8 protein-coding genes and 1 pseudogene are annotated in these 13,237 nt (G+C 67.0%); 3 read left to right on the top strand and 6 right to left on the bottom strand.

The window, feature by feature from the left end:
- Positions 1–34: 34 nt before the first annotated feature.
- Complete coding sequence (locus tag D7X99_RS34965) at positions 35–2,542, bottom strand: glycogen/starch/alpha-glucan phosphorylase (RefSeq protein ID WP_121781559.1); 2,508 nt, start codon at positions 2,540–2,542, stop codon at positions 35–37.
- Positions 2,543–2,818: 276 nt separating this feature from the next.
- On the opposite strand from D7X99_RS34965, the gene D7X99_RS34960 reads away from it, so the two are divergent.
- Positions 2,819–3,406 (top strand): DUF2378 family protein, encoded by a 588-nt coding sequence (locus tag D7X99_RS34960; protein ID WP_120575836.1) that lies wholly within the window; start codon positions 2,819–2,821, stop codon positions 3,404–3,406.
- Positions 3,407–3,487: 81 nt separating this feature from the next.
- Here the strand turns inward: D7X99_RS34960 and D7X99_RS34955 are convergent, their stop codons facing one another.
- From D7X99_RS34955 to D7X99_RS34940, 4 genes are all read right to left on the bottom strand, one after another.
- Positions 3,488–4,678, bottom strand: a complete 1,191-nt coding sequence (locus D7X99_RS34955; RefSeq protein ID WP_121781558.1) for a peptidoglycan DD-metalloendopeptidase family protein — start codon at positions 4,676–4,678, stop codon at positions 3,488–3,490.
- Positions 4,679–4,763: 85 nt separating this feature from the next.
- Positions 4,764–6,257 (bottom strand): SpoVR family protein, encoded by a 1,494-nt coding sequence (locus D7X99_RS34950; protein ID WP_120575834.1) that lies wholly within the window; start codon positions 6,255–6,257, stop codon positions 4,764–4,766.
- A 42-nt stretch (positions 6,258–6,299) separates the two neighbouring features.
- On the bottom strand, positions 6,300–7,409 hold the full coding sequence (locus D7X99_RS34945) for a DUF444 family protein (RefSeq protein ID WP_120566270.1): 1,110 nt from the start codon (positions 7,407–7,409) through the stop codon (positions 6,300–6,302).
- Positions 7,410–7,444: 35 nt separating this feature from the next.
- Positions 7,445–9,508: a PrkA family serine protein kinase gene (locus D7X99_RS34940; protein WP_121781557.1), complete on the bottom strand. Its 2,064-nt coding sequence runs from the start codon at positions 9,506–9,508 to the stop codon at positions 7,445–7,447.
- Positions 9,509–10,080: 572 nt separating this feature from the next.
- Here D7X99_RS34940 and D7X99_RS34935 point away from each other — a divergent pair.
- The gene (locus D7X99_RS34935; protein ID WP_121781556.1) at positions 10,081–11,670 is read left to right on the top strand and encodes a glycosyltransferase family 39 protein; all 1,590 of its coding nucleotides are present in this window, start codon (positions 10,081–10,083) and stop codon (positions 11,668–11,670) included.
- A gap of 27 nt (positions 11,671–11,697) precedes the next feature.
- Here D7X99_RS34935 and ruvX read toward each other — a convergent pair whose 3' ends face one another.
- Positions 11,698–12,153, bottom strand: coding sequence for a Holliday junction resolvase RuvX (ruvX, locus tag D7X99_RS34930; RefSeq protein ID WP_121781555.1), 456 nt, complete (start codon positions 12,151–12,153; stop codon positions 11,698–11,700).
- 211 nt (positions 12,154–12,364) lie between these two features.
- On the opposite strand from ruvX, the pseudogene D7X99_RS34925 reads away from it, so the two are divergent.
- Positions 12,365–13,237, top strand: a pseudogene (locus D7X99_RS34925) (hypothetical protein); the annotation flags it as partial.

Raw genomic sequence — 13,237 nt, 5'->3', positions numbered from 1 at the left:
AGGGAGATGGGGGCTGCCGGTGCTCACGGAGGCGTCACTCCACCGTCGTCTGCTGCACCTTCCAGATCTCCTCCGCGTACTGCTTGATGGTGCGGTCGGAGGAGAAGATGCCCGCGCGGGCGACGTTGATGATGCACTTCTTCGTCCAGGACTCGGTGTCCTTGTAGGCGCGCGCCACGTCCTCCTGCTTCGCCGCGTAGGCCGCGAAGTCCGCGAGCACCAGGTAGCGGTCCTCGTTGAGCAGGCTGTCCACCAGCGGCTGGAAGAGGTTGCGGTCCTCCGGGGAGAAGAAGCCCGAGCGGATGAGGTCCAGCGCCTCGCGCAGCTCCGTGTTGGACTCGTACACCTCGCGCGGCTTGTAGCCGGCCTTCTTGCGCGCGATGACCTCGTCCGCCGTGAGCCCGAAGAGGAAGAAGTTCTCGTCGCCCACCGCGTCGCGAATCTCCACGTTGGCGCCGTCCAGCGTGCCCAGCGTCAGCGCGCCGTTGAGCATCAGCTTCATGTTGCCCGTGCCGGACGCTTCCCAGCCCGCCGTGGAGATCTGCTCGGACACGTCCGCCGCGGGGATGATGCGCTCCGCCAGGCTCACCCGGTAGTTGGGCAGGAACACCACCTGCAGCCCCGTGGCGCCCGCGTCGCTGTTGACCACCTCCGCGATGCCGTTGATGAGCCGGATGGTCAGCTTCGCCAGGTGGTAGCCCGGCGCGGCCTTCGCGCCGAAGAGGAACGCGCGCGGCGCGATGACGCTGGACGGGTCGCGGCGCGCCTTCATCCACAGCGCCACGATGTGGACGGCGTCCAGCAGCTGCCGCTTGTACTCGTGCAGGCGCTTGATCTGCACGTCGAAGATGGCGTCCGGATTGAGCTGCACCCAGCGCAAATCCCTCACGTGCTGGGCCAACTCGTCCTTGTTGGCGCGCTTCACCTCGCGGAAGGCCTTGCGGAACTCCGGGTCCTCCGCGTGCGCCTCCAGCTTCAGGAGCTGGTCCAGGTCCGTGGCCCAGCCCTCACCAATGCGGCTGGTGATGAGCTTGGACAGGCGCGGGTTGCACCACGCCAGCCACCGGCGCGGCGTCACGCCGTTGGTCTTGTTGTTGAAGCGCTCCGGATACATCTGCGCGAAGTCCGGCAGCACGTCTCGGCGCAACAGGTCCGTGTGCAGCGCGGCCACGCCGTTGATGCTGTGGCTGCCCACCACGGCCAGGTGGGCCATGCGGATCTTCTTCTCCGGGCCCTCCTCCACCAGGCTCATCCGCTGCTGCTTCTCCACGTCGAACGGGTAGCGGATCTGCACCTGGCGCATGAAGCGCTGGTTGATCTCGAAGATGATTTCGAGGTGACGGGGCAAGAGCCGCTCGAACAGCGACACCGGCCAGCGCTCCATGGCCTCCGCCAGCAGCGTGTGGTTGGTGTAGCCGAACGTCTCCTGGGTGATGGACCACGCCTCGTCCCAGAGCAGGCGCCGCTCGTCCACCAGCACGCGCATCAGCTCCGCCACGCCAATGGCCGGGTGCGTGTCATTGAGCTGGATGGCCACCTTCCGGGAGAAGTCACGGAAGTCGTTGTGGTTCTTCAGGTAGCGCCGGACGATGTCCGCGATGGAGCACGCCACGAAGAAGTACTGCTGCTTGAGGCGCAGCTCCTTGCCGGCCTGGAACGCGTCGTTGGGGTAGAGGACCTTGGAGATGACCTCCGAGTCGTTCTTCTCCACCACGGAGCGCTCGTAGTCACCGGCGTTGAACAGCAGCAGGTCGAACTCCGCGCTCGCGCGCGCCTGCCACAGCCGCAGCGTGTTGACGGTGTTGTTGCCGTAGCCCGCGATGGGCGTGTCGTACGGCACGCCAATCACCGTCTTGCCGCCTACCCAGCGCGCCACCGGCCGGCCATCCGGACCCTGGTGATGCTCCACGCGCCCGAAGAAGCGCACTGGCACCGCCTTCTCCGGCCGGACGATTTCCCACGGGTTGCCGAACTTCAGCCACTCGTCCGCGCGCTCCACCTGGTGTCCCTCCACCAGGTCCTGGGAGAAGATGCCGAACTCGTAGCGGATGCCGTAGCCCATGCCCGGGTAGCCCAGGGTGGCCAGCGAATCCAGGAAGCACGCCGCCAGCCGGCCCAGACCGCCGTTGCCCAGGCCCGCGTCCGGCTCCATCTCCAGCAACTGGCTCAGGTCCACGCCGACCTCCTGCATGGCGGCGGCCGCGGCCTCGTACATGTTGAGGTTGAGCAGGTTGTTGCCCAGCGCGCGACCCAGCAGGTACTCCGCGGACAGGTAATAGGCGCGCTTGACGTCCTGCTCGTAGTAGGTGCGCGCCGTCTTCACCCAGCGGTCCGTGAGGCGGTCGCGCACGGCCAGCGACAGCGCCATGAAGCGGTCGTGCGGGGTGGCCGTCTCCGGGTTCTTGCCGCGCGAATAGCGCACGTGTTCGAAGAAGCCGCGACGGACGCTGGCCGCGTCGAGCCCGGTGCGGCCGCTGTCTTCGGGAGCTCCCGAGGAGGAGGGCGTGGGCGATGCGGGGCGCGCGGAGGCGGGAGGAGCCATAAGTCGGTCGTCTCGAAGGTCGCGAGGGGGTTGATGGACTGCGCAAGCGCCCGCGCTTTTGACGCGGGACGCCCATGACGGAAGGGTACCGTGTCACGCCAGCCCAGGGCAGGGGAAACCCACGTCCCCTTCCGGGGTCGGCCGCTTCCCCCGCCAGGGAGGGAAGGTGCCCGGGGACCCGCCGTGACGCGGCGCGGCCCCAGGGCGTGTGAAGGCAAGCACATCCAATTCGTGGAAGGGCTGGAAGCGCGCGGAACTGGAGTAAAACGCTCGCGAATGTCCTTCCCCCTGGATGACCTGGAGCAGCGCATCGCCCTCACCCGGCCAGGGGACACGGTGCGGGGGCTGAGCTTCGCGGCGGTGCTGAGGCTCGTGCACCAGCGGCTGGGGCGTGACGCCGCGGAGCGCCTGCGCGCGCCGCTCATGCAGCGCAGCCCCGTGGACTTCTTCTCCTATCCTGCGGTGGATTTCCTGCGGCTGCTCGCCTTCGCGTCGGAGGCGCTCCAGCCGGAGTTCGGCACGCGCGACGCGGCCCTGCGGGCGTGCGGGCAGGCCATCGTCGGAACGTTCTTCGAGTCCACGGTGGGGCAGACGCTCCTGCGCCTCACCTCCGGCGGCGGAGACCCCAAGCGCCTGTACAGCAACGCGCCCGCGTCCTACTCCACCGCGGTGAGCTACGGGCAGCGCGAGTACCAGGCCCTGGGCGACAAGCGCGTGCGGCTGCTCTTCAAGGGCGACCTGCTGCCCGTGGAGGTCCACGAAGGCATCCTCATGGGCCCCCTCACCGCGGTGCACCGTGAAGGCAGTGTGCGGGGCTCCGAGCGGTGCCTGGGCGACTCCGAGTTCATCATCGAGTGGACCTGACGGCTCGGCGACAAGCGACGGGCCCCGCTCCACCGTGAAGGGGAGGGGGCCCGTGGGCTTTCAACGCGAGGCGCTTTGCGTCTACTTCGTGGCGGTGGGCGGCGGGCCCGCCTTGCCGGCGACGGCGGCCACGGACACGGCGTCAATCTGCTGGGCCATGTCGTGCGCCTTGGCGAGGAAGTCCGCCGTCAGCTCCTTGGGCAGCGGATCCGCGCGAGGGAACTTCTGGGTGAGCGGGTTGGCGTAGGTGCCGTTGCGCTTCAGGCCGAAGTGCAGGTGCGGGCCGGTGGAGCGGCCGGTGTTGCCGGAGTAGGCAATCACCTGCTTCTGCCGCACGCGCTGGCCGGCGCGCACGCCGTCGCCGAAGCGAGACAGGTGCATGTACTGCGTCTCCATGCCGTTGGCGTGGCGCAGCAGCACCATGTTGCCGGCGGCGCCCGCGTTGCCCGCGGACACCACGGTGCCGTCCGCCACGGCCCACACCGGGGTGCCAATGGGCGTGCCGTAGTCCACGCCGTTGTGGTTCTTCAGGTACTGGAGCACCGGGTGGAAGCGCGACCCGAAGCTGCTGGTGACGTGCGCGTACTTCAGCGGGCTCTTGAGGAAGGTCTTCTTCGCGCTGGCGCCGTCCTCCTGGAAGAAGTTGGCCTCGCCGTTGGGCAGCACGTAGCGGAACACGCGCTTGTGGCCCACCAGGCCGCCTTCATACGTGGCCGCCAGCACCTCGCCGTAGCGCAGCACGCGGCCCTTGGAGACGAACTTCTCCACCAGGGCCTTGGCCTTGTCGCCCTTGCGCACGTCCCGGTAGAAGTCGATGTCCCACGCGAACACGTCCGACAGCACCAGGCCGATGGACGGGTCCTCGCCCGCGGCCAGCGTCGCCTCGTACAGGGACGAGTTGATCTCCAGCGACACCAGCGACACCTGCTTCTCCACCTCGATGGAGCGCTTGCTGCCGATGTACTTCTCCCCGTCGCGGCGCACCTGCCACTCGTCCACGGTGCTCTGGCGGTAGTCGAAGAAATCCAGCTCGCCGTTCTTCATCACCAGCCGGAACTGGTCGCCCACGCGCGACTTGCGGAAGTCGAACACGCCCTCCAGCGCGGAGATGACCGCCGTCACCTGCTCGTCGGGCAGCTGCGCGTCGTGCAGCGCACCCGCCAGCGTCTGGCGCGGCTCGATGCGGCGGTTCTTGATTTCGAACTGGGTGGCGGCTTCGGACGTCGAAGCCACCCCGAGGGCGGCAAGGCAGAGGAGGGAAGCGGTCTTCATGGGGGGCGATACAGGAGTGTAGAGGACTGTTGGTCCTCCGCCCAAATCCTGACCGCACTTCCCCGCCCGCCTGCCTGCTTGGCGGTTACAGCTCCACTTTCTTTTCCGAGTGGTGCTGCCCGTCGTAGCGCAACAGGGCCCCCTTGCCGTCGTAGCGCGTGATGATGTTCACGGGCCGCCGCCACAGGGACTGGAGGTTGCGCAGCGTCTCCCGCGCGTAGTCGCCCTTCAGGTCCTGCCCGTCGTGCTTGTGCGCGAGCAGCAGCTCCGAGCGGTTCTCGTAGTTGCCGTCCACCACTTCGATGATGGGCTGGCCGAAGTTGGTGAGCGACGTGAGCAGCTTGTTCTTCACCTTGCGGAACTCGCGGTCGAGGATTTCCCACGAGTTGCGCTTGTCGTTGAAGCCGTAGACGAAGAGCTTCTGCTGCTGGGCGAACTCGGCGGTGAGGAACGTGTCGATGAAGGTGATGTCGTTGTAGTGCTTGCGCACCTCGAAGATCTTCTCTCGCCCCGCGCCCAGCTTCTTGTCCCAGGCCTGGCGTGCGCGAAGGTCATCGCACTCGTCCCACTCCTTGCCGAACTTGCCCTTGTTCCACCGGTCTTCAATGTCCCGCCACAGCTCGATGCCCAGCTTGTATGGGTTGATGGCGCCAGGGCGCACGCCCATGGTGCCGGAGTGGTGGTCCGCGTAGTCGATGATCTCATCGTCCCGCAGCGCCCGGCGGGTCATGATGGTGGAGTGCCAGTAGCTGGCCCACCCCTCGTTCATGATCTTCGTCTGGCCCTGCGGCGCGAAGTAATACGCCTCGTCGCGCAGGATGGAGAGGATGTCCACCTCCCACGGCTCCAGCGGCGCGTGCTCCAGCAGGAAGTAGAGCACGTCGCGCTGCGGGCGCTCCGGAAAGCGCTTGCGCTGCTGCTTCTCGTCCTCCGCGCGCTTGCGCTGTGAGTCCATGAACTCGGAGGGGTTGATGAAGCCGCGCATGTACTCGCGGTTCACCTTGAAGCCCTCCACGCGCTCGTTGGACTTGGCCTCTTCCTCCGCGCGCTGCGGGTCCGGGTTGCGCCGGATGTGGGGCGCGTGCTGGTCGATGAGGTTCTCCAGCGACAGCGTCCGGTCGATGAAGTCCTCCACCTTCTCCACGCCAATCTTGTCCACCCACCGCCGGACGCGGGTGGCGTGGTTGGCCATGTCGTCAATCATCCGGCGGTTGGTGTGCCGGAAGGAGAAGTTGTTCTTGAAGAAGTCGCAGTGACCGTAGACGTGGGCCATCACCAGCTTCTGGTCCACCTCCGGGTTGCTCTCCATCAAGTAGGCGTAACAGGGGTCGTTGTTGATGACGAGCTCGTAGATTTTGGAGAGCCCGTACTCGTACCCCTTCGCCAGTTGCTCGTACTCCATGCCCCAGCGCCAGTGGGGGTAGCGGGTGGGGAAGCCGCCGTAGGCGGCCACCATGTTCATCTCGTCGTAGCTCACCATCTCGAAGACGGTGTCGAAGAAATCCAGGCCGAACTCCTTGGCGTAGCCGTGGATTTCATCCCGCAGCGCTGCGAGTCGCGGTGTGAGGCTCTTGGGCATGGGGCGGTGGCTCCGGTGGGGGATGAGACAGAAGCGCTCTTGTCAGCGCCCCTTGCCGAGGAAGTCCTTGATGGAGGCGTAGATGGCGTCCTTGTCCGCGATCTCGCTCAGCGAGACGTTGTTCGTGTCACCCACCGCCTCGCGCAGGTCCTTGATGAACTGCCCGCTGCCGTAGGGGGACTCCACCTGCCCGTAGGCGAACTGGTTCACCTGCGGGAGGATGTCGTTGCGGAGCATCTCGATGCACTGGCGCGTGTCGTCCGCGCTCCAGTTGTCACCGTCGCTGAAGTGGAACGGGTAGATGTTCCACGCGCTCTTCGGGTAGTCCGCCTGGATGATGTCCCGGCACAGCTTGTATGCGCTGGAGATCATCGTTCCGCCGGACTCGCGGGTGTGGAAGAACGTGTCGCGGTCCACTTCGCGCGCCACCGCGTCGTGGATGATGTAGCGCGACTCCAGGCCCTTGTATTGATGCTTGAGCCACGTATCGAGCCAGAAGCTCTCGATGCGGACGATCTCCTTCTGCTCGTCCCCCATCGAGCCGGACACGTCCATCATGTAGATGATGACCGCGTTCGTTTCCGGCAGCTCCTGGAGCTTGTAGCTGCGGTAGCGCCGGTCCTCGCGCGTGGGGATGATGACCGGCATCTTCGGGTCGTAGGTGCCGGTGGCGATCTGCCGCTTCAGGGCCTGCTTGAAGGTGCGCTTGAAGTGGCGCAGGGACTCCGGGCCCGTGGTGTTCACGCCCGTGTACTTCACCTTCTGCGTGACGATGCGCTCGTTCTGCCGCCGTTCAATGCGCGGCAGCTGGAGCTCCTCGCCCAGGATTTGCGCCAGCTCCTCCAGCGTGACGTCCACCTCCAGGGCGTGGTCTCCCTCGCCCTGGCCGGCCTGGTGCCCGTCCCCGGGCTCTACCGCCCCGGGGCCGAGCTGCTGACCCACGTCACCGTCACCCTGGCCTACGCCGCCCTGCTCCTTGTGGCCGTACTTGAAGCGCGGGATGTCGATGAAGGGGATGGGGATGCTGATGGCATCCTTGCCCTTCTTGCCCAGCATCTCGCCCTTCTGCACGTACTTGCGCAGGTTGGCTTTGATCTTCCCGCGGACGATCTGTTTGAAGCGGGAGTGGTCCTGGTGGATCTTCAAGGTCACGGTGTCACGTCCCTCTTGGACAAGGCGCTATCGCGTTACTCCTTGGCGTCACCGCGGGCGAAGATGCTGGCCACGAAGTTCAGCACGTCCGTGGAGCAGATCTCGCAGTACCCGTAGTTCTTCATCATCCGGTCCTTCACCAGGTCGATCTTCTCCTGGGTCTCCTTGTCCACGACGGACGACACCAGGTTCTTGAGCTTGATGCTGTCCTTCTGGTCCTCGAACAGCTTCAGCTCCAGCGCCTTGTGCAGCCGCTCGTTGGTCCGGTAGTTGAAGGTCTTGCCCTCCACGGCGAGCGCGCCGATGTAGTTCATGATCTCCCCGCGGAAGTCGTCCTTGCGGCTCTCCGGGATGTCGATCTTCTCTTCAATCGACCGCATCAAGCGCTCATCCGGCACCTCGTAGATGCCGGTGTACTTGTTGCGGACCTTCTCCTTCTGGGTGAAGGCCTTGATGTTGTCGATGTAGTTGCCGCACAGCTTGCCGATGGCGTCCTCGTCGGCGCTGATGGCGCGCTGGACCTCGTTCTTGACGATGTCCTCGTACTCCTGCTTCACCGTGGTGAGCAGCTCCTTCATCCGCTTGCGCGCGTCCTCGGTGTTGATGAGGGAGTGCGTCTTCAAGCCGGCTTCCAGCTCGTTGAGCACCATGAAGGGGTTGATGCAGCCCTCGCCCTTGTCGCTCACCAGGGCGTTGGAGATCTTGTCCTGGATGTAGCGGGCGCTGATGCCCTCCAGGCCCTCGCGCACGGACTCCTTGCGCAGCTCCTTGATGTTGTCTTCGGTGAAGTTGGGGAGCGTCTTGCCGTTGTAGAGCTTGAGCTTCTGCAGGAGCGACAGGTTGTGCTTCTTGGGCTCCTCCAGGCGCGTGAGGACGGCCCACATGGCGGCCATCTCCAGCGTGTGCGGGGCGATGTGCTTGCCCTTGATGGCGCGGGAGTTGAAGTCCTTCTCGTAGATCTTCACCTCCTCCGCGAGCTTGGTGATGTACGGGATGTCAATCTTCACCGTACGGTCGCGCAAGGCCTCCATGAACTCGTTGTTCTCGAGCTTCTTGTACTCGGGCTCGTTGGTGTGCCCGATGATGACCTCGTCGATGTCCGTCTGAGGGAACTTCTTCGGCTTGATCTTGTGCTCCTGCGACGCGCCGAGCAGGTCGTAGAGGAACGCGACGTCCAGCTTGAGCACTTCGACGAACTCGATGACGCCGCGGTTGGCGATGTTGAACTCGCCGTCGAAGTTGAAGGCGCGCGGGTCGGAGTCCGAGCCGTACTCGGCGATCTTCCGGTAGTTGATGTCGCCGGTGAGCTCGGTGGAGTCCTGGTTCTTTTCGTCCTTGGGCTGGAACGTGCCAATGCCCACGCGGTCCTTCTCACTGAAGATGAGCCGGTTGACGTGGATGTGGCCCATGACCTGGGCGAAGTCCCCGCCGTACTGGGTCATCAGCTCCTTGAAGACGAAGCGGCACGCGGGGCACAGCTCGCAGCCGCCGGGAATCGTGTAGCCGGACTCCGGCGGGGACAGCTCGGAGAAGACCTTGTCGCGCCACTCGCGGGGGATGAGGTTGAGGGGCTCCTCGTTCATCGGGCACTTCATCTTCTCCTTCGTCACCGTGCCGTCCGGCTGCTTCTTGTCGGTGAGCCAGGAGAAGGTGTACGCGGCGCCCTCCGGCGTCTTCGAGTACTCCTCGATGCCCTTCTTGAGCAGGCGGGCGATGGTGGACTTGGACGAGCCCACGGGGCCGTGCAGGAGGATGACGCGCTTCTCCGTGCCGTAGCCCTGGGCGGCGGACTTGAAGACGTTGACCAGCTTCATCAGCGGCACGTCCAGGCCGAAGATGGCGTCGCGGCCGCCGAAGCGCTCGTCACTGAAGAAGTGGTAGCGGGTGAGCTTCTTCTTGTTGTCGATGTACTCCGACTTCCCGTGGCTGAGGATCATGTCGTAGATCCTCTGGAAGGCGGTGCGGGTGACCTTGGGGTTCTTGCGGACGATTTCGAGGTAGTCCTCGAAAGAGCCCTCCCAGTTGAGTTCCGCGTAGGTCTTCACGTCCTGGAACGCGGCGATTCTGGAGACCCACGAGCCCTTCTCAGCGTCCTTCATGTCTCTCCCTCGTAGCCTCACAGGAGGACGCGAACGGTCGCGTGCTTCCGGGGGGCCAACATGGTGAACCTGGAGGGCTGGAAGGCCATTCCACACCCACTCCGAAGAGGTCCCAGGCGACGACAATCGCGATGCTTCAGCCCCTTCGGGACCCCGCCGCGGAGTGGGACCGCGCGTCCGGCTCGTGTCGGAGGGGAGCCGCCCTCCTCCACGGGGTGAAAAGGCACTTCGATTATAAGGACCGGGACGCGCGCTGGGAGGAGCCCCCCCGGTGCGATGTGTCCGCTCCCACCTCACCCAAGCGCGTACTTCCCGACGCTTGGGCTTCCGCCGGAGGACACCCCGTCCAGGCAGGCCCTCACTGTGGGGCGGCGTCCGTGTCCGCTCCACATGTCGGCGTGACGGTCGGCGCACCGGTTCCGTCCCGCCCAGAAGGCTGCGTAACGGCGCGAATGACACGCTGCCCGGGGAAGTGATTCCCGAGGAAGTACAGGGCAGGCGGGCGGGCACCGGGCAGGAGGGAGGGACGCTGGCTTGGCTTTGAGCCCTGCCTGCGTATCCTCGCGCGCTCCATGGTTCCCGCTTCGAGTCCCGCCGCCCTTGCTTCCCCTCCCTCCGCCGTGCCCGGTCTGTCCGCGGTGCCCGCACCCCAGCCCGAGCCGTCCACCCGGTGGTTGGTGGGCCTGCTGCTCCTGGCGGCGCTGCTGCCCCGGTTGGGGGTGTTCTTCATCAACGAGAACCTCTTCGGGGACGCGGTGGTGCGCACGGAGCTGGCGGAGCGGTGGCTGGCCGACCCCCACGTCATCACGTCCTACAAGGACGGCACGTACCAGTTCGGGCCCCTGCACCTGTACCTGGTGGGCGCGGTGCTGTCGGTGTTCGAGCGCGACGTGGCGGGCCGGCTGGTGAGCCTGGTGTTCGGCGTGCTGTCGGTGGTTCCGTTGTTCGCGCTGACGCGGCGGCTGTTCGGCTGGCGCGCGGGCGTGGCGGCGGGGCTGGCCTTCAGCGCGTGGGGCATGCACCTGCAGTTCTCCACCACCGCGGGCAGCGAGTCGGTGTCGCTCTTCTTCATGCTGGCGGTGTTCGCGCTGGTGGCGGAAGGGGTGGAGGAGAACCGCTTCCAGCCGCTGTTCTGGGGCGCGGTGCTGCTCAACTTCGCGTGCGCGCTTCGCTACGACGCGTGGCTGTACATCCCGCTCATCACGGTGGCGCTGGTGTTCAGCAGCGAGGACCGGGTGGCGTCCCTGACGCGCGCGGTGGGCTTTGGCCTGGCGTGCCTGCCGTTCCCGCTGTTGTGGATGCAGGGCAACGAGCTGGCGCACGGCGACCCGTTCTTCCCCATCAAGGCGGTGGAGGACTTCCACAAGCAGTGGGTGGCCGACTCGGGTGGTGCGGGGGGCGCGCTGGGCTGGCGGCTGCAGCAGCTGGGGTTCTGGCCCGCGGTGGCGCTCTTCACGCTGACGCCCGGCGTGGCGCTGCTGGGCGGGGTGGGCATGGTGCGCGCGTGGAAGAAGCACCCGGAGACTCGCTGGCTGGTGGCGATGGCGGTGGTGCCCGCGCTGTACTTCACCCTGCGCGCGGCGGTGCTGTTGAGCTTCGTGCCCCTGGCCCGCTTCACGGTGACGCAGCTGGTGCTCGTGCCGGTGTTCATGGCGCCGGGCCTGGCGGCATTGGTGGGCAACAAGGGAGCCTTCGCGCGCCGCGCGGTGGTGGGCGTGAGCGCGGTGCTGGCGGTGGTGATGCCGGTGGCGCTGGGCATCTACACGTTCCGCACCGAGGGCGGGCTGCACGACTCGCTGCGTCCGGTGAGCCCCACGTCCACGAACCCCGTGGCGGTGATGCAGGTGGCGCGCTTCCTGAAGGAGGAGGTGGCGGCGAACGGCGGCGCGGCGGCCATCGACGATGACCCGAGCTACATGGACCTGCAGGTGGCCTTCTTCTCCACGCTGCCGGAGATGCGCATGGCGCGCGTGCGCTGGGACACCTTCCGCCAGCGCCTGGCGGACGCGCGGCCGGACGTGCTGGTGCGCTTCGACGGCGGCAAGCTGGTGAAGGACCCGGGCGTGAAGCTGGACGGGCGCACGCTGACGCTCGACGGCGTGGCGTACCAGGAGCAGGACGGCTTCTCCGCGCCGCTGCACGTGTACCGGCGCCAGCCGTAGTCCGGCAGCGATTCCCGGAGGTGCTGCTCAGCCCTCCGGGTCGTAGTTGTCGTCGTAGCCGTCGTCGTCCTTGGGTCGGTGCGCGTCCAGCCAGCCCTGCAGGATGAACTGCGCGGCGAGCTGATCGATGACCTCCCGCCGCTTCTCCCGGCGCACGTCCGCCTCCAACAGGGTGCGCTGGGCGGCCACGGTGGACAGCCGCTCGTCCCACAGCTCCACGGGCAGTCCGAGCGCGCTCTCCAGCACCTGAGCGAACTTGCGCGAGGCCTCCGCGCGGGGCCCCTCCGAGCCGTTCATGTTGAGGGGCAGCCCCAGGACGAAGCGCGTCACCTCGTGTTCCTTCACCAGCCGGGACAGCTCCGCCAGGTCCCCCTTGAGTGACGTGCGCCGCACGGTGGTGACCGTCTGGGCGGTGAGCCCCAGTCCATCCGAGACGGCCACCCCGATGGTCTTGGTGCCGTAGTCGAGCCCGAAGGTGCGCATGGGCGCGGGACTCTAGCCGCAATCCTCCGCCGCGGACCGACCCGTCCGTGGGTGGGGACGCGGCTGGCGGCCCCCTCGGGCCAACCCCGCGTTTCGACTCGCCCCGCGAGCCGGACTGCCCGGCACCGCCGCTGCAATGCCTGTCCGCGTCCGAAGAGACGGCGCGCGGCACCTGGCAGCACCCACTTCAACCCGTCGCGCGGGAGTATCGATGCTCGACATCCTGAAAGGCGTGGCGAACCTGCTGGGCGGTCCCATGGCCGCCGTGACCGACCTGGCGGGGGACGCACTGGGGCTTCCGCCCGTCCTCACGAACTCCATCAAGACGGCCGCGGGGGTGATGACCGGCAACGTGATGATGGCGGCCAGCGGCGCGCTGGGCGTGGCGGATGAGCTGAAGAAGAACCCATCCGCGAAGACGGAGTACTGCGCGCCCCAGAACGCGGCGAAGGCGGGCGCGGGCTACGCGAGTTCCGCTTCTCCGGGCGCTTCGCAGGCGGGAGGCATCTCCGGAAGCCGCAGCCCGCTGGACCCCAAGCTGCTGGACTACGCGGACTCGCTGCGCACGCTGGAGGCGAACTTCGGCTACCTGGACCTGCTGGACGGCAAGAAGGACGGCTCGCTGTCGCACGCGGACCTCCAGCGCATCTCGCAGGACAAGAACGTGTCGCCGTCGCTCCGGGACGCGGCGAAGTTCCTCGTCGACAACCGCGGCTTCTTCGAACAGGTCGACACGGCGAAGAAGAGCCTCCTGATGCTGAAGCTGCCGGGCCTGAACGATGACCGCATCGAGCTGGTGGGCCTCCAGCAGGAGTCCAAGCGGCTGGCCGGCGAGTTCGCGAAGTACGGACGTCCGGAGCGGCCGGGCCGCCCGTCTCCTTCGCCTTCGGACTGCGCGCCTCCGCCGACGGACTGCGCGCCGCCCACCACCGGCGGTGGAGCCCGGCCGGGACCAGGAAGCGGGGCAGGGCGGCCGGGCACCGGCGGCACGGGGCGGCCGGGCAGCGGCACGGGGAGCACGGACGGTGGCGTGTCGGGCCGGCCGGGCCATGGCGGCGGAAGCACCGGGGGCACGGGGCGGCCG

The organism is Corallococcus sp. AB032C, assembly GCF_003668935.1.
Classification (GTDB): domain Bacteria; phylum Myxococcota; class Myxococcia; order Myxococcales; family Myxococcaceae; genus Corallococcus; species Corallococcus exiguus.
This window is presented reverse-complemented; position numbering and strand designations above follow the sequence as displayed.